This is a genomic window from Bradyrhizobium sp. USDA 4454 (assembly GCF_054822705.1).
The window spans coordinates 4924539-4942797 of record NZ_JBTRCN010000001.1 but is presented as its reverse complement, the minus strand read 5'-3'; the positions used below and the strand labels follow the sequence as shown (position 1 = coordinate 4942797).

The following is an 18259-nucleotide window of genomic DNA, read 5'->3' as shown; positions in this document are numbered from 1 at the left end:
ATGGCGTCGTTTCGACAAATCAAAGCCAATCGCATTAACGCCAAGCGCAGCACCGGCCCGAAAACGGCCGATGGGAAAGCGAGGTCCAGCCAAAACGCGTACCGCCATGGCTTGGCGCGGCCGCGCCGAGCCGATGCTGCGCAACTGATACGCTTCATGTCCGTCTTGGATGGCGCTTGCCTCGGCCATCCGGCGGCGTCGGAGTTGCTGGCTGCCGTCGCACAGGCCAAGCGAGACTTGCTGTGCACACGAGAGGTCCGGCAGGTGATGTTGGCTAACCTATCAGAATGTCCGGCCGTAGAAATCCTGCAGCGCCTCAAGAGCCTGGAGCGCTACGAGCGCAGCGCGTTCGCCGCGCAGAAGCGCGCTCTTCGCTTGCTAAGATCAAAGTAAAGCCTGGGCGAGACCGATTTGGCTTCGTTCCGGAAAGTTCCCTCGACACGGCCAGGCGGATCGCTCGTCCCGATCGAAATGATTAGCTGCCGCGTCGCGTCAAGGTTGTCTTCCGTATCAGCTGATCACTTTGCTTGGCAAGCGGTCAATCGCCGGGCGGCTATGGCGCCAATGCGAATGCTTGCACAAACCCCTGCTACAACTGGTGAGATAATGTCGTTTTGGCGACCTGTCAGGGCCTCGGCGGAAGCTCTACCCAGAACGTCACCAGCAGCTTGGGTGGTATCACTGTGAACAGCCTTGATCGTGTTAGCGACGATCCTGATTTTCACCGGGGACTGGCTCTCTTGTCCTGTATCAGGTGATATCGCGAGCGCCACAGTTCACTGTGCGCTCGCGATGATTAGAAGATTATTCAGTACTGGCGTGGAGCAGAACGCCACTACGAGCGCGATATTGTAAGGGTTGTTGCTGCGCCAAAGTAGCCACATCATGAGGTAGGTGAAAGCTAGCTTGGGGATCAGCCACCAAGGACCCAGCAATCTTTGCGCGACATGCATGAATGGATTCGCCTCGCCCCCGCCGAGATTGAGGATCGTGTTGGTGGTAAACAGATCGTCGAGCCCAAGAATTAGGACGACGAGCACCAACAGCGTTTTGGCGAGATAGCGTGCCCCCAAGATAACCTCATAGGCGTACGCGACACCGTCGGGATCGTTCTGCTTGAACCAGTGCTGTGCCGTGTCGGTGGTCGCAAAGACCTGGAGATGCAGCGGGTCGCCGACGTTCTTGCTTGTGTCGGTATAGATCCAAACCTTCATTCGTCAGTCGCCCCCATAAAGCGTCGCTAATGCTCTCATTGAGAATAGCTCTGAGAAGGTGACATAACTACGGACGTAGTTTTACGGGCTGTAGTGTGCTCTGGTTCACGGACGGTCGCCCCGATAGCCGGCGTATCGCGCAGGGGATGCGGCGCGCAAACCATTTCAACGGTAGGCGCCATGTCTAACGAAATTCCAGCCACGCGCCAAGCCGGTGGCATTGCTCGACGCAAGGAGGAATTGAGCCCAATCGTGCATAGGAGTACGACGCTTTTCCAACTTGGCTCCGCGCTGGTAGGCGGCGGTCGTTTCAGATTTGTATTTGTGGGCCAGCGCAGCCTCTCGAACGCCGTCGGGATAGTCTGTGCATTCCTCCGCAAGTCCAAACGTCGCCCGGAAGCCATGGACGGTGACGTGCCCGTAGCCCATCCGATCCAGCACAGCGAGCACGGAGTACAGCCTGCCGACGAAAGCGCCAATTTTACTGGTGATACCCATGCGTCGCAGCTGATCGATGCCGGCGTGGATATTGTCACCATCTCGAAGCGGCTCGGGCACGCAAAGCCGGACATCACCTTGCGTGTCTACGCCCACTTGTTTAGGAACGACGGCAAGGCGGCAGCGGCGATCAATGCGGCGCTGCGTGCCAATTTTGCGGTCGTTCTCTCCGAGCCTTCCGCTAAGATTTGGCGAAGCGATCACCGGCCGAGATCGTTCGAGCAAATGACACTGCCGAGCTTGAGATCGATGCCTATGAGGGCATCTGGGCGACGGCTAGCACGGTTGTTTAGGCGCCCGCCGACCTGAACCGGCCGACTGGCACGCGCTCTGCAGTCAAGTTGATGCTGGGAATTTCAGTGTCCCAGTTCGGGAAGGAAACGCCGCCGGGCATGTATTTTTGAGACCGGCGGCGTCTTTTCTTGGGGCGATCAGGCGGTCTGGTCGGCCGCCATCCGTCGAACATCGTCAAGAAGTGAGACTGCAGTCGCCCCACTGTGTTCGGCGCTGATGTCGTGGATGGGATCGAGCGCCAGCAGCAGATCGCCCGCCCTCACGTGCTGTCCATTCTCGACATGAAGTGCGATGATCTTGCCGGGGTCGAGCAGCCGGATCACTTTGGCTTTGCTCGGCGGTGTCGATCTTACCGGGCGCCACCGCATGCACTCGAGCCGGCGGTAGAACGACCAGGCAAGCGCTGCTGCCAAGAACAGGCAGATCGTGAGCATCGTCGCGACGGGCAGGGACGAGGCCGCCAGGAATTCGCGGTCCCGCGAAGAACTTTTCTCTTCACGGGTCGGGATTTGATGGCTGAAACGTCGCGATCTTACGAGCGCCGTCCCATAGTTCTACCGGCTGTCCGATTGCGAGTTTCCTTGCCTCGCGCTTCGCCGCGTTATCGTCGTCAACGGGAAGGTCAATCCGACCGATTATGTGACCGTCTTCCCCAAGAAAGTAGATTTTGTAGTTGTGCACCGGCGTGGAGCGTCGTCGCATCATTTGCCCTCCCGCTTGCGCTCCTCAATCGCGAGATGCCACTTTATGAATTCGGCCCGCTCCCTCGTGAGTTTCTGGGCGACGTCTCCGTTCTCTAGAAGTGCTGGACCCTTCCGTTCTCGATCATAAACCATCCAGCCCGTGGTACCCATTCGAACAAGGTATCGGGCCTGCATAGGCGGCTTTGCGTAATTCACAGGGAGTGCCCCAATTCACAGATGCAATCCGACAATTTGGCGTTTCGTCAGCGTCGCGGTCATTTCACTATGTGAATCACGGTCGTCGACTTCAGGCGAACAGGTCGAGCGGCCCCAGCAGCTGTTGGGACCCTAGGAGGCTTTAAGCTGCTGGGGCCAGCTACCGGGCCCGTTGGTGCGTGCGGGCCGGGTCGCGCCTATTGCACGAAAATCGCGATGCTGATCATCACAAACGGGCTTAGTCCGAAAAGGATGATGCAGACGCTTTTGGGGAGTTCACCGATCATAGGTCTACTCCAGCGTGTTGGTCCGGAGCGTACGTCGATGGAACTAGCTCCGAAAGTGCAATTTGTGCCACTTTTCCCGGCTCCGTAATCTTACGGATTCTGGTCAGCGATATCGGAAGAAGTGGCAGTCGCAACGCGTCTACCTCAAGTACGCCAAATGTCGTTGTCGCCGCGCCTCTCTTGCCCGAGACGCTGCTCAATCATCCTCACTCCAGTCTGGTAAACTTCGATCAGACGCCGCGCGTTCTGAATAGATACAAACGCTGCATGAGAGATGACCGCCCCGTTGCCGATCGCATTATCCTTGAGTTCCTGAATTCGGGGCGATTTGGCTCTTATAATGAGCCATCGCCTCCCTGAGAGCTTCACTCATAATTCGGCTTCCAACAATCGCTCCGCAAGTTCGCCTGATTTAGCTGGCGCTGATAGACACCCTCGCGGATGACAACGAGATCGAGCTTCGGGCCGGGCGGTCGCATGCTGGGTGAGATGGCCGGCCCAGATTAGGCGTAGCACGGGCCGTTGCTTTTCGGTCGGGAAAAAGTGGCAATGGGTATTGTGGAACCCGTGACGTGCTAGTCCTCAACGCATCGCATCCGGTCGCGAAAAAGCACCAGTGAACAGCAATCGCTTAGGCGGGCGCAATCCGTGGGGCTTATGCGGAGATTAAAGAACAGACCGGGAGCCAGAATTTTTCCGAGATTGCTGAGATCGTTCCAGAGCAGCCAGCTCCAGCGGAAAGGCCCCGACGGAGGAGACACGCGTCGGGGCCTTTGGGGGGCGAACCGCAGAAACAAGCCGATTAACGGCCTAGTCCCGTCCCTTCGCCATAGAGCTCCCGCTCGCGCTGTATCTGGTCGCTGCTGAGTGGCTGTGCTGCCGGATCGAAGCCCTTCCATCCGGACTGCTGCCACGTCGCCGTGCGCTTGCTCATGTCGACTGATGACCGGTCGAGCACCGCCTCCGCTCGACTGCGATCCTGGTCGTTCACGCGCACAGAGACGAGTGTGCCGCCACGACGCACGCCTTCGGCGTATCGCGAAGCGTCTTCTTCCGGGACGCCCGCTTGGGTCAACGCGCCGATGATCCCACCCGTTGCGGCGCCCGCGGCAGCACCGGCTGCCGTGGAGACGAGCCATCCAGCTGCGACGACCGGTCCAACGCCAGGAATTGCAAGCAAACCGAGGCCGGCAAGCAGACCCGCGGCCCCGCCCAGACCTGCGCCGATACCTGCACCCGCGCCGGCTCCTTCTGCCCGGTCGTCGACGCCGTCACGGTCTCGATCGACTTTGCCATCCCGTCCATGCCAGCCCTCTCCATTGTTTGCGACGACGCTGATATCGGAAGAAGGGACGCCGCTCTGCTCTAATTGCCGGACGACACGCTCAGCGTCGGCATAATTGTCATAGAGGCGAGAAATCGTGGTTGTCATGCTGGTCTCCTTCAATTCGCTGGGTTCACGTTGCCCTGGAAGTCCAGGCTGACCTCGGTCTGTTTGTCGCCCTTCTTGGCCTTGCCTCGCCAGACGCCGCTGTCGTCCTTTTTGAGATCGGACACATCGGAATAGCCAGCGGCCTCGATCCGCGACTTCGCCTGGCCCTCAGTGAAGCTGTTTCGGCCCGCCACCGGTGCCGTCGAGTTGTTTTCACCCGAACGATTGACGGCGCTGTTGTTTGGGCCATTCTTTGCTGGCTGTGATTGCGCCGACACCGACGCTGAGCTCAGCAGAGCTGCCGTGGATACGATAACGAACACTCGCAACATATTTTTTTGTCCTCTGGCTTGGTGATTGCCGAGGGCAAATGAACGACAACCAGATTGGTTGCTAAGTGCGTTAGGCGCTGGCGGACTAGCCTGGATCGCTTATCGTATGTTAAGGAGCAGCTCGTTCGCGGCCCGCGTGATCCTCACGAACGTCCCGCTCTCGTGGTACTCGAGCCAGCGCTGAGCCTTGGCGCACTGCGGCCTAATATTCGGCCGGCGTCGCCTGCATGGGATAGTTGATCTTCTCGATGTGGATGCTGCCGTCCCTGAATGGGCTCGAACGCACGGGCGTACTCCATGATCCTGCGGGCAGCTTTCTCGAGGTCGGAGTAGGGGCGGTCGCCAGCGTATTTCATTCTCATTTGGCTTTGGTTGACGGAAGCATCAAAGCGATTTTCCATTCGATATAGTCGAAGAGCCCGGCCCAGTGGTGAACAAGCTTTCCGCATTGCCGGCAGGCAAAGGACCCGGACGTGTTGGTGTGGGTCGCACTCCGCTCCTGGACCGCTGAATAGAGGATGCCGCAGTCGGTACAGCTAAAATGAATGGTGACGAGGGGTCCCATAATGGCTGCAAAACCATCGAACTCGCTTAGGGTTCCTCAAACCGGCCGAAGCGTCGCTTGCCCCGTTGCTCTTCATCTAGAGAGACCATGAAGCGCTGGAGTAGGTCAGGGAGAAATCGCAAGGCTGCTTGTTAGAGAACCGAAACAAAAAGTCAGGCTGAACCCGCGTCTATTCGGTAGCTGTTAGGATCTAAAGTGCTCTGTCCGCAATCCGCTTGAACCCCAATTGAACGAACCAAGAGAGCAGGGCGCGCCTGCCTTCCTGGATGCTCGTCGATAGTCCTCTTTGCTGCAGCGATCGCTTGCCGCGTGCTTTGATAGGTCATTGTTCTGATGGTTTGGCCGCCCCCTAGAGGCGCAATCTCAACCAAGAACCCGCCGCCGGGTTGCTCGACGACCACCAGCCGGTTCGCTGAATATTCGAGATTGCCTCTCACGTCCGTTGGTCCTGTTCCGTGTCAAATAAACAATTGCAAGGGGCGCAGAGTTCCTGCCGAGTGAGCATCCTTCGTTGCGGCGCCGCCGCAATTCGTCATCGCTCTGCCGGCCACCAGGTCGGCGGGTTCATCGTGCAGATCTCGTTCGTCCGCAATGCCACCAGATGGCTGCACTTGAACGGATGGCCGTTCCGGCGCGAGCACTCCTTGCAGCGCATGTACCGTTCCAGCTCGTGGATCGGTGTCCACTTTGGGCGCCTCACGATGTCGACGGCGACCGTCTGATGGGTGTCGCAGCGAGGCACTTCACCTCGAGATAGCGATATCAATGGTGCTGGTGACCGGCCTCGTTGGTGCGGCGGCAGATATTGTCGGTGCGGTCCCCCGTGCGCCGCAATTCGGCTGGGATGGCGCAGCAGGTTGGCACGGTTGGGGGCCACGGTGGGCTAAGCTCGGTGGTTCCGCCGGGCATGGGGTCGGCTGGCGGCCCGTCCCGGTGCTCGCGAAATGGGCGGCCGTCCGACCGGCGGTCATCCCGGGACCGGCCGTCGCTAGGTGGGCCTGATATCCGACCTGGTTGCTGGCGGTGGAAAGAGCGCAACGTTGCCGCCCCGCCGCCCTCCGAGCAGACGCAGTTCGCAGGGGCTGTCACCACCGCGCGAACCGTCTGCAAGGCCGCCCGAACGAGCCGGCGGGGTTCGCAGCAGCAGACAGCAGGCGGTTTGCCGCGCTCTGCGGCATCAGATCGCCGGCGGTTGGGCCGGACTGAATCCTCAAAGCTTCATATCCTGGTCGCTGACAACCATGATGACCTTATCGCCGGGTGCGGCACTTCCGGGATATTGCTTTCGTACCTGATGGAGCAACCGCGCAGCGCCTGCATCCTTGTTCAGAGCCAGGGTGTGAATCTGACGCAGAAGTGCTTCCCAGCGCGTCATTATCACCTGGTCCCCGTCGAGCTCGATTGCGATATCTTCATTTGCGACCTTGCGGAACAGATGGGCAGGCGAGGTCTGGCGCGCCGCTTGCCGCGGCCGGCCGTTTGGATCGCCGGACTGGCCCTTCTTGAACCGGCCTCCCTTCGGCGGATTCCGATACCCGGTTGTCATCTCGGAGATTCCCGGGGTGTGACAGTTGTTCCCCGCGGTCGGCCGCGGCGTTTTGCCTTTTTCACGACAGCCTCTACTGTATTGGAAAGATTGCGGCAGGTTGCAGCAAAATCCGAAACAAAAGAAGGCAAAACTCCGGGGCACGATGGCACGGAACGTAAGCTCCAAAGCCGACCTTCGTGGGTGATCGTGAGCGGGCTGAAGATGGCGTTGCGGGAAGAGCTGGACTGACCTCGGCAGTGTAGGACGGAGTCCCGCAATCGCGAGGTCAGGCGTCTTCGCGCCGACAATGACGCGCTCGGCTGAATGCCAGGCGATGACAGTCCAAGGCCATTCCGGCAGATCGCGCCAGCAAGCAGCAGACAAGTGTGTCGCAAGCGGATGCTGATTCCCGATGCTCCCTGTTATCTTGGAGGGAATTCCCTGTTCTCGGAAAATCTTTCCCTGCTAGAATTCGACAAAGCTGCCTGCAACACTGGGTGTTCCGGAAGGAAGGGCCTTTGGATGCACCCAAATGCAAGGATTTCCTGAAAATCCCCTATTTGCAGGGAATTGGCGCGGAGATCGGGTTGCGGATTCTTCTTAGTTCGGCATCAGCACCGCATCGACGCGGCGGCTGCTTCTCGTGCTGATGATGATGGCGCCGTTGCGGATGGCAAATCGCGCGCCGACGAGTCTTGGAATCTTTTCGGTCAGCGGTGATGGCAGCGGAATCATTCCGCCGGTGACGGGATCGCCGACGTTGATCGGCGGCCCGCCCGCGCCGGCCGAAGGCGCTGCCTTGATGTACTCCTTGATCAATAGAGTCTCTTCCCGCGACAGATTGAGTGCGGCCTGCTCGCTGATCGCCGCTCTCTTTTCCGCCTCGGCCTTGTCCCGCGCTTCTTCCTGTTGCGCGGCTTCGCGCTTGGCTGCGTCCTGTTCGAGCTTGGCGAGGCGCTCCCGCAGCGGCACGAGCTCCCGCCGCAGCATGACGATCTCGGATTTCAGCGAAGAGTTCTGACCAAGCGCAATCGCTGCGGCAACGCAGGCAACGACCGAAATCAGGCTGAGACATGCAACGGCAAGTCCCGTCACCCCGACGCGATTGACCGTTGCCCGATCCGGCACGTCGCCCGCCGAATGCCGACGCCGCGCCCGGGCAAATCGCGGCATGCTGCTGCCGAGCAATGTCAGGAGACGCGACAGCCGGGAATCGTCCGGGCCCGCAGCGTGAATCGAGCCGAAGGCCGGTTCGAGGACGATCGGGGCTTGCGCGGACAGATCGAGTGATGCGGCCGAGGAGCCGGCGTTCGAGGTCGTGCGGTCGGCCAGGTCGTCATCCCTCACGCGAGGGAACCGGCGTTCGATGTCGCTGGCCTGGTCGACACCAGCATCGCTGGTCGCATCGGGCGCGTTGGCTGCAACGGCCTCCAGCAGCTCGGTCTGCCGTTCCATGAGTGCCTGCTCGTCGAGTTCTTGCGCGCTAAGCTCCTGCTCGGCGCGGGAGGCTTCAAGCGAGCTCCATAGCGCAAGCCCGGATTCCGTGATCTGCAGCCCGGCCTCATTGATCGAAGCCCATCCGGATTGGAATACGTCGGCGTCGCCAAGTTCCGACGAACGCTTCAACTTCGTGGCTGCATCGCCCGCCGCGATCATGCGCTTAACCTCGCGACTGACCTCCTCGAGCGGGATCCGCTGTTCCGGTCTTGCAGCCAGCACACTCAAGATCGCCAGATTGAATCTCATGTGGCGCCTCTCGATGCCCCATCAGCCGGTCGTGCAGCCGGCCGCCTCCCGTGCCGACCTCGGTCAGTCAGGGAGTCAAGCGAACTGTAACGGCTCCCCGAGGGGCAAACAATCCGGCTCCAGGCGCACGACCGATGGATAAGTCTGTCCGCCAACGGACCGCGTCGCGATCGGGGTCGCGCAAGCTGTTCAAAGAAACTCGCGAAGCCTGGAGAGCTCGATCACGTGCTCGGGGGACAGCACCTCGGGGACGAGCGGAGGCTGTGCCTTGGTCCGGATCTCATAGAGATGCCGCGTCTTCTCGGGCTTGTCCATGAAATCGCGAATGCATTGATCGAGCGTTGCGTTGACGACCATATAGGGCGCGCGATCCTCTCGCCTGGCGTTGTTGAGAGACGGCCATTTGTAAAGGGTGGCCGCAGCCTGGAAGTCCACCTGATGAGAGTGGTCGGTCATTCCAGGATATCTACCTGAAAAAGCCTGCCCGTCAACGCACGCCGGCAAGCGAGCGAACCGCTGCGGCAATCTGCGCGCATTGTGCGTCGTCGCGAATCGTCGAACGGCCGTCGCTGCGGCTCGCTCTGATTTGCTTCGATTGCCGCGGGCAGCGGTCTCGATCTCCAGCGAGCCGAGATCGGCGTCGACGGAGAGAGGCCTGCCGAAGAACAGGCCGGCCGATTGCTTCGCGCGGCGAGCGCACGAGAAGGGAGGACAAATTCCACGTTGACTGGAATCTGATTTGTTCCTATTTTGTTCTTTCGGTCGGGGCAAGCGTAAGCGGGGCGAGATGGCAGCCGCAGCCACCATTCTGCACGCGGACCTCGATGCATTTTACGCGTCGGTCGAGCAGCTGCTTGATCCGTCGCTGCGAGGCAAGCCAATCGCCGTCGGGGGTGGGGTGGTGCTTGCCGCGTCGTATGAGGCCAAGGCCTTCGGCGTCCGCGGCGGTATGTCGGGTCGGGACGCGCGCGAACTGTGCCCGCAGCTGATTTTTGTCGACGGCCATTTCAGGGATTACCAGCGGCTGGGCGACGCGGCCATCGACGTGCTCGGCGATTTCACGCCGCTGGTCGAGCGCATCTCGATCGACGAAGCCTTCGCCGACGTTGCCGGCTGCACGCATCTGTTCGGAACGCCGGCGGACATCGCCGCGACGATCCGGCGGCGCGTGCGCGCCGAACTCGGCCTCCCGATCTCCGTGGGCGTCGCACGCACCAAACATCTGGCGAAGATCGCCTCCCAGGTCGCAAAGCCCGACGGGCTTGTCGTCGTCGGCCCCGACGCGGAGCTCAGCTTTCTGCACGAACTTCCGGTCGAGTTGATGTGGGGCGTTGGGCCCGTCACCAGAACACGGCTGGACGCGATCGGCGTTGCGACGATCGGTCAACTCGCGACATTGTCGGAACGCTCGCTGACGCGGTTGCTTGGTCCGGCGGCAGGCGCGAAGCTCGCCGCGCTGGCCTGCAATCGCGATCCGCGACAACTCGTGCCGCATCGGCGCGCGCGATCGGCGGGGGCACAATCGGCGCTCGGCCGCAAGCCCGCGACCATGCAGGTCATCAGGCCGACGCTGTTGCATCTCGCCGACCGCGTCGCGACGCGGCTGCGGGCGAAATCCCGGCCCGGCCGCACCGTGACGGTGCGGGTGCGCTTCGCCGACATGAAATCGGTGACCCGCGCGATCACGCTCGATGCGCCGGTATGCGCGACGGTGATCCTGGCGCGACTCGCCGAGGATCTGGTGCGTGCAACCCTTGCCGATCATCCGCGCGAGCGGATCATTTCGTTGCTGGCGATCTCGGTGTCGCACCTCGAAGAGCACTGGGACCTTGCGCTGGAGCTTCCGCTCGGATTGGCCGATGACGCGCTCCGTCCCGGGAGTCCAGCTGGGATCGCGCGCTGGGCAGCGGACTGTGCGATCGACAAGATCCGCGATCGCTTCGGCTGGGAGGCGATCGGATACGGCTCAGCCGCGCTGGAGGCGGTTCGCTCGGTACCTGACGCGTTCCGCATGCTTTCCGAGAAGGAGCTATAGAGCGTGATCCGGGAAGTGCGAAGCGGCTTTGCGATAGATCACGCTCAACAATAAGCTAACGCGCGATAATGCCGCCCTAAGCAGCCGCAGGGCGTATGAATGACGGCCTGCCGAAGAAGACGGTGTCTTGCTCCTGGCGCAGCGCGTCGCACATTCGGCCTGCCGGAATCTCGACGTCGTCATATCCGAGCACGTGGTCTCGCGGAATGTTCCGCCGCAGACGGCAACCTTCTGCAAGACCGATCGGAAGAAGGCGCTCGGCGTGAGCGACCTGCGCGTTCTCGCACAAACCGTAGGTCATGTAGTGGCCAAGCCCGTCGAGGATTTCGCCAGCCCTGAGATCCCGCTTCGCGGCTGCAACCACATCGACACACGGCGAGCCGAGCGGAGCGATGGCTGCGTCCTTGAAGATCGCCGCGCGTGCAACCGTGAACGGGACTTCAAAGTGACAAAGATGATAGGGCCAGTAGAAGCAGTAGAGGGGGCCTGCTCCCATCTTGTAGAGCGACAAATAGTGCTTCTCGACCGTATCGTTCGTCGTCCCAAGTACGAATATGCCTGGGTTTGGCATCGCTCCCACGCAATAGTCCACGATGCCAGGACCGTCGAGAAGCTCATCGACCGGGTACCAGTTGACCGCTTCCTGGATCGGGGTGCCGGCCTCGACGACCGGGCCGTGCATTCCGCGCCGCGCGACCCGCATGCCCGTCGCATTGGCAACGATCGCGTTCTCGAAGGATATCTTGGTGCCGTCAGCGAAAGACGTGACCATCGGGGCCTTCATGCCCCATTTTCTGGCAAACCCTTCCTGGGTCGTGGGATTGCGGTAGGGATCGTGCAGACCCTTGATGTTCCCGCACAGCACGGGCCTGATACCCAGTCCCTTGACCCACCGGTACAGATTCATGATGACGCCTGGCTGGTCACCTTCCGTGTTGGTGATGACGACCCCGGCGCGGTCGGCATACGTCTTCAGGATCGGGCCGAGAGTGCCGTCCAGTTCGGCATTCATCATGACGACGTGCTTGGTCCGGGCGATCGCCTGCATCACCACGCCGGCCGCGAATTCGATCGTGCCGGTGACCTCTAGAATCAGATCGATCCCGTCCGCGTTGCAAAGAAGCATTGGGTCGTCGGTGATCGCGCGCCGGCCCCGGGCGATGCAGTCGTCGAGTTCGTCCACGCGGCGCACTTGCGTGACGTTGCTCTCTCCGGATTCAGCGTAGGCCTTGCGGGCTTCATCGATGTGACGATTGCAGATCGCAGCGAGTTCGATGCCCTTGGTGTACTGCAGCATCTGGCGCGCGATGCCTTTGGCCATGAACCCGGCGCCCACCATTCCCACCCTGATCGGGGTGCCGGCGCGTTGCAGCCGCTCGAGCTCGCGGTCGACGATGAACATGCTATCTACCCCTCATCGGCCGTCGCGACGAGCCGGCGCTCGTCCACAAAATCAGGCCAGCTGCAGTCCTTTTCCGAGATGACGGCGGGCTCGGCGGGCCACTTGATGCGAAACGCAGGATCATTCCAGCGCACACCCCGCTCGGCGGTCGGCGTGTAGAACTCGGATACGAGATACGTGACCTCGGTCTCGTCCGCGAGCGTCAGAAAGGCGTTCGCGCATCCCTTCGGGACGAGGAGCATGCGATAGTTTTCGGCACTGAGCTCGACCGTGATGTGATGCATGAACGTCGGCGAGTCAGGCCTCAGATCGATCAGAACGTCGTGGACGGCGCCGCGAACGCAGCGCAGGAGCTTGTCTTCCTGATAGGGCGCGACTTGGTAATGGAAGCCGCGCAACGTATGCTTTTGGCGGTTGAAGGAGATGTTCATCTGGGCGATCCGGTTGGGCAGGCCGTGTTCGTCGAACTCCTGGCTGCACCAGCCGCGGGCAAAAAACCCGCGGCTGTCGGCTCGCTTTTCCAACTCTACCGTGCGAGCGCCCTTAATTTCGGTGGTTTTGAAAATCATCGAATCCTCCGAGACTTAGGGTCATCCGGCCGGGCAAAGCACGCGCGAGCCGTGTACCTCGTACCCAAGCGACACCAAGGGGAGGTCCGAGAGCGCCTGACGCACCGGCTCGCGTTTCTCCGGCTTCACGATGAACATGAGGAAGCCGCCGCCGCCGGCACCGCACAGCTTGCCACCCTCGGCGCCTGCCTCGAGGGCGCGCGTGTAATAGCCATCGATCTCGGAGGTGCTGATCTTGGAGGCGAGACCGCGCTTCAGCGTCCAGCCGCGGTGAAGAGCCTCGCCCACCTGCTCGAGCGCGATCTGTTGACCCGAGCAGATGGAACGAAATTCGAAGGCGTCGTTGCGCATGCGCCGCAGAACGTCCAGATTTCGCGACGTATTGCTTCGCTGCTCGGTGAGTACCGAAGCGGCGGGGCGCTGATGGCCGGTCCAGAACATCATGATGTTGCTGAACAGGTAGGCGACAGAACCGCTTCGGGCCGGCTGCGGCTCGACCGTGACGCGGCCGCCGCGTCCGAACCGGAGCAGATTCAGGCCGCCGAACGCGGCGGCGTATTGGTCCTGCTTGCCGATCGGCTCCTTGAGCACTTCCATCTCGATATGGCAGGCCTCCTCGGCCAGCTGGCCGGCGGTGACGCGCTCGCCGCGGAAGGCATGGAGCGCGTGGAGCAATCCAACTGCGAAGGCGCTCGATCCGCCCATGCCCGTGGAGGCGGGCATGTCGGCGACGGTGCTGATGAAGATCGGAGGTTCGATGTTGAGAAACTTGAGGCACTCACGCGCAATGTTGTTGTCAATCTCCTCGATCGTATTGACCTGCTCGGTGCGCGAGTAGTTGAGCCGGATCGGCTCGTTGAAGAGGTCGCTGTGGCGCTTCACGGTGACGTAGACGTATTTGTCGACGGCCGCGCTCAGGACGGCGCCTTCCTCAACCTCGTAGAATTCCGGTAAATCCGTGCCGCCGCCTGCGAAGCTGATCCGCAGCGGGGTCCGTGTCATGACGATATCGGTCGGACGCCAACTGGCGTAAGCAGGTTTGAGCCACTCCGTGTTCGGGACAACGGATGTATGCTCGAGTTCCCGCGTCGATAAAGTTTCCACTGCGCTCGGCCTCCTGACCTGTCGACACTTAGGCTCGAATTCGGCTCACGTTGGCACGGATCTCCGTCCACCTGAGCGACTCGTCAATCGTTCCGCTGTCAAGCAGATGCCGCAACCAGCTCAGACGCGTAAAACGCTTGTCCTTGAATGCACCATGCTTCAGGCCGATGCTCTGGAATGCGGTATAGAGCTCCCTCGCTCCGTCCGTCGCCGTCCATCGGAAGCTGAATTCCGGAAAGGTTCGCTTGAACTTGGCAAAATCCGCCTTGTAGGTGCGCTGATCAGCTCCGGGCTGCGGCACGCTCGCGAGCTCGCAACCGGGAACGCTTTGCGCCGCAATCTGCCCGAGGTCGCGAATCTGGTGGTTGAGTTGGTCAGCACCGACATTGAACGCCTGGTTATGCACGCTCTCCAACGGCGCCTCGAGCACGGCCTGGAACGCGCGCGCAACGTCCTGGACGTGGACGACCGGCCGCCAGGGCGTACCGTCGCTCTGAATCACAATGCGCCCTGTCGTGAAGGCATTGCCCATGAAATCGTTGAGGACGGTGTCGAACCGCATCCGCGGTGACAGGCCGTAGACGGTCCCGTTGCGGCAATATGTCGGAGAGAAGCGATCGTCGGCGAGGGCGCGCAGCGCGATCTCCGCTTCGACCTTGGAGCGGGCGTATTCGGTGCGCGGCGCGAGCGGCGCAGTTTCGTCGACGACTGCCGCTTCGGAAGTCCCGTACATGATGCAGGAGGATGAAAAAATGAAGCGCCGGACGCCCGCCTGCTTCGCCAGCTTCGCGAGCCGGATCGTTCCCTGCGAGTTGATCTCCCGCGTCCAGGCTTCGTTCAAATTGCCGATCGGATCGTTGCTGAGTGCCGCCAGATGAATCACCGCGTCGAAACCGGCGAGTTCCTTGGCCGTAACCTCGCGCAGGTCCTGACGGATCGTCGGGACCTCGCCGAGGTCGGGGACGAGTGTGCAGGCGGAGAAATATCCGGTGTCGAGACCGACCACATCGAAGCCCTGACGCTGGAGCCAGGGCGCTATGACCGATCCGATATAACCATTGTTGCCCGTGATCAGGATGCGCTTGTTGTCAGGCATATTCCGGGGTTCCATTCAGCATTTGCCGGGTGAGGTCGAGGAGCGAGCAGGCATCGGTCACGCGCTGGAAGGGGCAGTCGGCCGCCGCCGCTGCGGCAGCGTCGCGTTCGTCGTCACCGACGAACAGCGTGCGCGTGAGATCGAGGTGGAAGTCACGTTGCGCCTGGTAAAGCAGACCGGGCTTCGGCTTGCGACAGTCGCAGCCGTCTTCCCAACCGTGCGGACAATAGTATATCGCGTCGATCCTGCCTCCCGCCTGCGCAACGTCTCGCTTCATGCGGTCATGTACGGCTTCGAGGTCGGCCTCACTCATGACGCCGCGACCAATGCCGGGTTGGTTCGAGGCGATGATCGTGCGGTAGCCGCGGTCGTGCAGGAGCCGGAGTGCTTCGAGAGAGCCCGGGCACCAGGTCCACTCATTCCAGTTCCGTACGTATTGCGCCTGCGGCGGCTTGCGGTTGAGCACGCCGTCGCGATCGAGGATCACGGTCGGCTTGCGCCGCATGAAGGCTTCTGTCGCGGGTAGCCGGTCCAGCGAGCCGACGCTGTAGTAGCGGTGATCGCTCGCATAGGCCGTGAGCCGCCCTTGTCGAGCGAGTGGTGTATAGATCGCCTCCTCGAGCAGCGTGTCGCGCTCAGGCAGCAGCGCGAGGGCGAGGTCGGTCAGGATCGCGTAACTGATTTCGACCTGCTGAAGCCCGGGGGTCGTGCGCAAACGATCGAACACGCTGACATGACCGTCGCGGTCGAGCAGGGCGCTGCCCCGGGAGTAACGATCCTTGTTGTTATAGACGGTGATCAAAGCGGGCTTCCCGGCCTCGCGGAATCTGGCCCACAGCCGGTCCATCTGCATCGGCCAGTAGTTGTCGCAGTACAGCAGCAGGAAGCAGGGATCGATCATGTGCCGAGCGGTCGCCACTCGGCTGCTGGTCAGCTGGTCGGGCTCCGTGACCGAGTACTCGATGTGCACACCCCAGTCACGACCATCGCCGAAATGGTTCTGTACGACCTCGGGCAAATATCCGAGAAGGATCAGGACGCGTTCAAAACCCTGGTCGCGCAATTGCTCGATCTGGTACTCGAGGAAGGGACGCCCGAGAACCGGCACCATCGGCTTGGGCCGATCGTTCGTGATCGGCTGCATTCGAGTGCCGCGGCCACCGGCCAGGATGACCGCCTGCGTCGGCCGGTCATAGATCCGGCCTTCGATGCGAGCCTGGCGAGACGTGCCGTCGAGGGCGGCCATTAGTTCAAACCTGGTCTGTCGGCAACGAGACACCTTGTGACCGCATGACAGATCGCCGAATGGACGTCCTCGACGAGCTCGTATTTGCCTTTCTCGGTCTCGACGCACACCGGCTCATCCACCAGACCCCGCAGCACGCCGCCGTCAAATCCGAGCAGTGCCACGGTGGTGAGCTTCTGCCTTTGCGCCAGTTCGACCGCGCGAACCAAGTTCGGGGAGTTGCCGCTCGCAGAAATGCAGGTCAACACATCGCCCGGGGTCGCGAAATTCTCGAGCTGGCCCGAGAAGGCCCGCTCGTAACCTTCATCGTTCGACAGAGCCGAGAACCACGACATGTTGTCGGACAGGCACATGACTTTTAACGGTCGGCAGCCCGAGCGTTTGGTGGCCTTGCCAAGGTCATTGACCCAGTGAGAGGCGGTTGAAGAGCTGCCGCCATTTCCGGCGATGTAAATGAACGCTCCCCGGTCGCGAGCCTCACGGAAAATATCGACCAGTCTCTGGACCGCGTGCACCTGAACTTCCGCCAGAACACGCCGCACATTCTCGAAATGCGTCGAGATGACGTCTGATGTCTCCGGTGGTGTCGAGATCACCGGCGGCACAAGTGGTGATTCAGACCGAATTGTGCGCATACGCCGGGTTCTCCAAGGTGAACAATGGCTCAAACCTCTGAGTGTATTAGACGCCAGTTCGTGCCGCGCGACATTCACTCTTTGGGGGTAGGCCGGATGGCGACCGCAAACATCACTGGTCGCGGGCAAGATATTTCCGCGCTTCATGACGACCGGCAGAGCGCACATTTCAGGCTCTGCTCTGCGTCATGCCGGCAATGGCGACATGGCGGCGGCTGCGACTTCGCTGAGCCGGGACTTGCGATCGTGGAGCTGCGGAAGCGGCTCAATTCCGATTGCAGACAGGATATGCTCCCAGCGGTAGACCCAATCATGCCGCTGCAGGCTGCGTACGGCGTTCGTTCGGCGCACGCGGGCTATCCGCTCCGGCTGCGCATCCAGCTCCTCGATCACGGCCGCGATGTCGCTTGTCTGCGGAGAAACCTCAATCACCGCATCTGGCCAATCGAAATACTCCTTGAACTCGGCGCATTGCGGCGCGTTTCCAAGGATGACGGCGCCCCCGGCGGCGCCCTCGAACAGGCGTGACGGCAGGACCTGTTCGCCTGCGACCTTGCGCGAGTTTGCACCCGCGACTGCCGCGGGATTGAAGCCCATGAAGTAGCGGGTGCGCTTGATGGTGTTGGCAAGAAGCAGTCGGTGCTCCCGCCAATCCTTGACCTGCGAATTGCCGCTCGAGAGCGAGTCATAAAGGTAGAAGAAGTTGCGGCGTTCTGCTAGCGCCACCAATTGCTGATGCGGCCCCGCCGCGCGATTGCCCATCGAATATACATCGATGACCCGCTCGGGGGGCGATGGATACGGTGTGGCAATCAGGCAATCGACGGCGGGCGCCAGGAAGGAACAGGGCGCGTCCGTGTACGCGGAAAGGCGCGGTATGCTTGCGCTGTGAAGCAGAAACACGTGGTCGAATTGGTCGAGTAATCTCAGGTAATGGCGGTCCTCTTCGAGCGTGCTGGACCAGAGCTCGATCAGATATGCCACGGCGATCTTGCAGCGACCGCGCCAATTTCGGATGCGCGAGAGCTCAACGAAACTTTGCGGGCTCCAGGCCACGAAGAAGAAGACGTCGTAGTTCTGCTCGAGCTCGACCCGCTCGATCGTTGGCGCGTTCTTCAGTCCGAGCCCCTTGCGAACACCGTTGACCAGCCTGTTGAAGTCGCTCTGGACGCTCTGGCTGTCATGAGGCGGCAGAATGCCACCGAGAGTTTTCGTCAGGTAGTTGTCGATGCCAGGCGCGACGAGGTCTGCATGATCGCACTCGGTTACGATACGGCAGAACTCGTAGGATGATGCGAAATGGGCTCGATCTTTCGCGTTGAAGTCGGAAGCAACGAGGATTCGTCTCTTCAAGGACCGGTCCTCCATTTACCTTTT

General features: G+C 61.2%; 17 protein-coding genes and 1 pseudogene. 2 read left to right on the top strand and 16 right to left on the bottom strand.

Annotated elements, in window-relative coordinates:
• Positions 1-393, top strand: coding sequence for a hypothetical protein (locus tag ACVIW0_RS23280; protein ID WP_461354461.1), 393 nt, complete (start codon positions 1-3; stop codon positions 391-393).
• A 383-nt stretch (positions 394-776) separates the two neighbouring features.
• Here the strand turns inward: ACVIW0_RS23280 and ACVIW0_RS23275 are convergent, their stop codons facing one another.
• The 9 genes and pseudogenes from ACVIW0_RS23275 to ACVIW0_RS23235 all read right to left on the bottom strand — a co-directional run bounded on the left by ACVIW0_RS23275 (position 777) and on the right by ACVIW0_RS23235 (position 9251).
• Complete coding sequence (locus ACVIW0_RS23275) at positions 777-1214, bottom strand: DUF5658 family protein (RefSeq protein ID WP_461354460.1); 438 nt, start codon at positions 1212-1214, stop codon at positions 777-779.
• Between the two features lie 165 nt (positions 1215-1379).
• On the bottom strand, positions 1380-1916 hold the full coding sequence (locus tag ACVIW0_RS23270) for a hypothetical protein (RefSeq protein ID WP_461354459.1): 537 nt from the start codon (positions 1914-1916) through the stop codon (positions 1380-1382).
• Positions 1917-2143: 227 nt separating this feature from the next.
• Positions 2144-2440, bottom strand: coding sequence for a hypothetical protein (locus tag ACVIW0_RS23265; RefSeq protein ID WP_461354458.1), 297 nt, complete (start codon positions 2438-2440; stop codon positions 2144-2146).
• Positions 2441-3994: 1554 nt separating this feature from the next.
• On the bottom strand, positions 3995-4624 hold the full coding sequence (locus ACVIW0_RS23260) for a hypothetical protein (protein ID WP_461354457.1): 630 nt from the start codon (positions 4622-4624) through the stop codon (positions 3995-3997).
• 11 nt (positions 4625-4635) lie between these two features.
• The gene (locus tag ACVIW0_RS23255) at positions 4636-4956 is read right to left on the bottom strand and encodes a hypothetical protein (RefSeq protein WP_461354456.1); all 321 of its coding nucleotides are present in this window, start codon (positions 4954-4956) and stop codon (positions 4636-4638) included.
• 1097 nt (positions 4957-6053) lie between these two features.
• Positions 6054-6283, bottom strand: a pseudogene (locus tag ACVIW0_RS23250) (hypothetical protein); the annotation flags it as partial.
• Between the two features lie 448 nt (positions 6284-6731).
• Complete coding sequence (locus ACVIW0_RS23245; RefSeq protein ID WP_461354455.1) at positions 6732-7067, bottom strand: DUF5681 domain-containing protein; 336 nt, start codon at positions 7065-7067, stop codon at positions 6732-6734.
• A 582-nt stretch (positions 7068-7649) separates the two neighbouring features.
• On the bottom strand, positions 7650-8795 hold the full coding sequence (locus ACVIW0_RS23240) for a hypothetical protein (RefSeq protein ID WP_461354454.1): 1146 nt from the start codon (positions 8793-8795) through the stop codon (positions 7650-7652).
• Between the two features lie 189 nt (positions 8796-8984).
• Entirely contained in the window at positions 8985-9251 is a 267-nt protein-coding gene (locus ACVIW0_RS23235) for a hypothetical protein (RefSeq protein ID WP_461354453.1), read from the bottom strand.
• Between the two features lie 331 nt (positions 9252-9582).
• Between ACVIW0_RS23235 and dinB the strand changes: the two genes are divergently transcribed.
• Positions 9583-10830, top strand: coding sequence for a DNA polymerase IV (gene dinB / locus ACVIW0_RS23230; RefSeq protein WP_461354452.1), 1248 nt, complete (start codon positions 9583-9585; stop codon positions 10828-10830).
• Positions 10831-10906: 76 nt separating this feature from the next.
• On the opposite strand, the gene ACVIW0_RS23225 is transcribed toward dinB, so the two are convergent.
• The 7 genes from ACVIW0_RS23225 to ACVIW0_RS23195 form a co-directional block, all read right to left on the bottom strand.
• On the bottom strand, positions 10907-12232 hold the full coding sequence (locus tag ACVIW0_RS23225; RefSeq protein ID WP_461354451.1) for an NAD(P)H-dependent oxidoreductase: 1326 nt from the start codon (positions 12230-12232) through the stop codon (positions 10907-10909).
• A gap of 5 nt (positions 12233-12237) precedes the next feature.
• Positions 12238-12801, bottom strand: a complete 564-nt coding sequence (gene rfbC / locus ACVIW0_RS23220) for a dTDP-4-dehydrorhamnose 3,5-epimerase (RefSeq protein ID WP_461354450.1) — start codon at positions 12799-12801, stop codon at positions 12238-12240.
• A 21-nt stretch (positions 12802-12822) separates the two neighbouring features.
• Positions 12823-13683: a GHMP family kinase ATP-binding protein gene (locus tag ACVIW0_RS23215; RefSeq protein ID WP_461354449.1), complete on the bottom strand. Its 861-nt coding sequence runs from the start codon at positions 13681-13683 to the stop codon at positions 12823-12825.
• Positions 13684-13933: 250 nt separating this feature from the next.
• Positions 13934-15001, bottom strand: coding sequence for an NAD-dependent epimerase/dehydratase family protein (locus ACVIW0_RS23210; RefSeq protein WP_461354448.1), 1068 nt, complete (start codon positions 14999-15001; stop codon positions 13934-13936).
• On the bottom strand, positions 14994-16247 hold the full coding sequence (locus ACVIW0_RS23205) for an HAD-IIIA family hydrolase (RefSeq protein WP_461354447.1): 1254 nt from the start codon (positions 16245-16247) through the stop codon (positions 14994-14996). The genes ACVIW0_RS23210 and ACVIW0_RS23205 overlap by 8 nt, the downstream gene beginning before the upstream one ends.
• On the bottom strand, positions 16247-16882 hold the full coding sequence (locus ACVIW0_RS23200; RefSeq protein ID WP_461354446.1) for a D-sedoheptulose-7-phosphate isomerase: 636 nt from the start codon (positions 16880-16882) through the stop codon (positions 16247-16249). The genes ACVIW0_RS23205 and ACVIW0_RS23200 overlap by 1 nt, the downstream gene beginning before the upstream one ends.
• Before the next feature lie 186 nt (positions 16883-17068).
• The gene (locus ACVIW0_RS23195) at positions 17069-18235 is read right to left on the bottom strand and encodes a glycosyltransferase (protein WP_461354445.1); all 1167 of its coding nucleotides are present in this window, start codon (positions 18233-18235) and stop codon (positions 17069-17071) included.
• Positions 18236-18259: the final 24 nt, after the last annotated feature.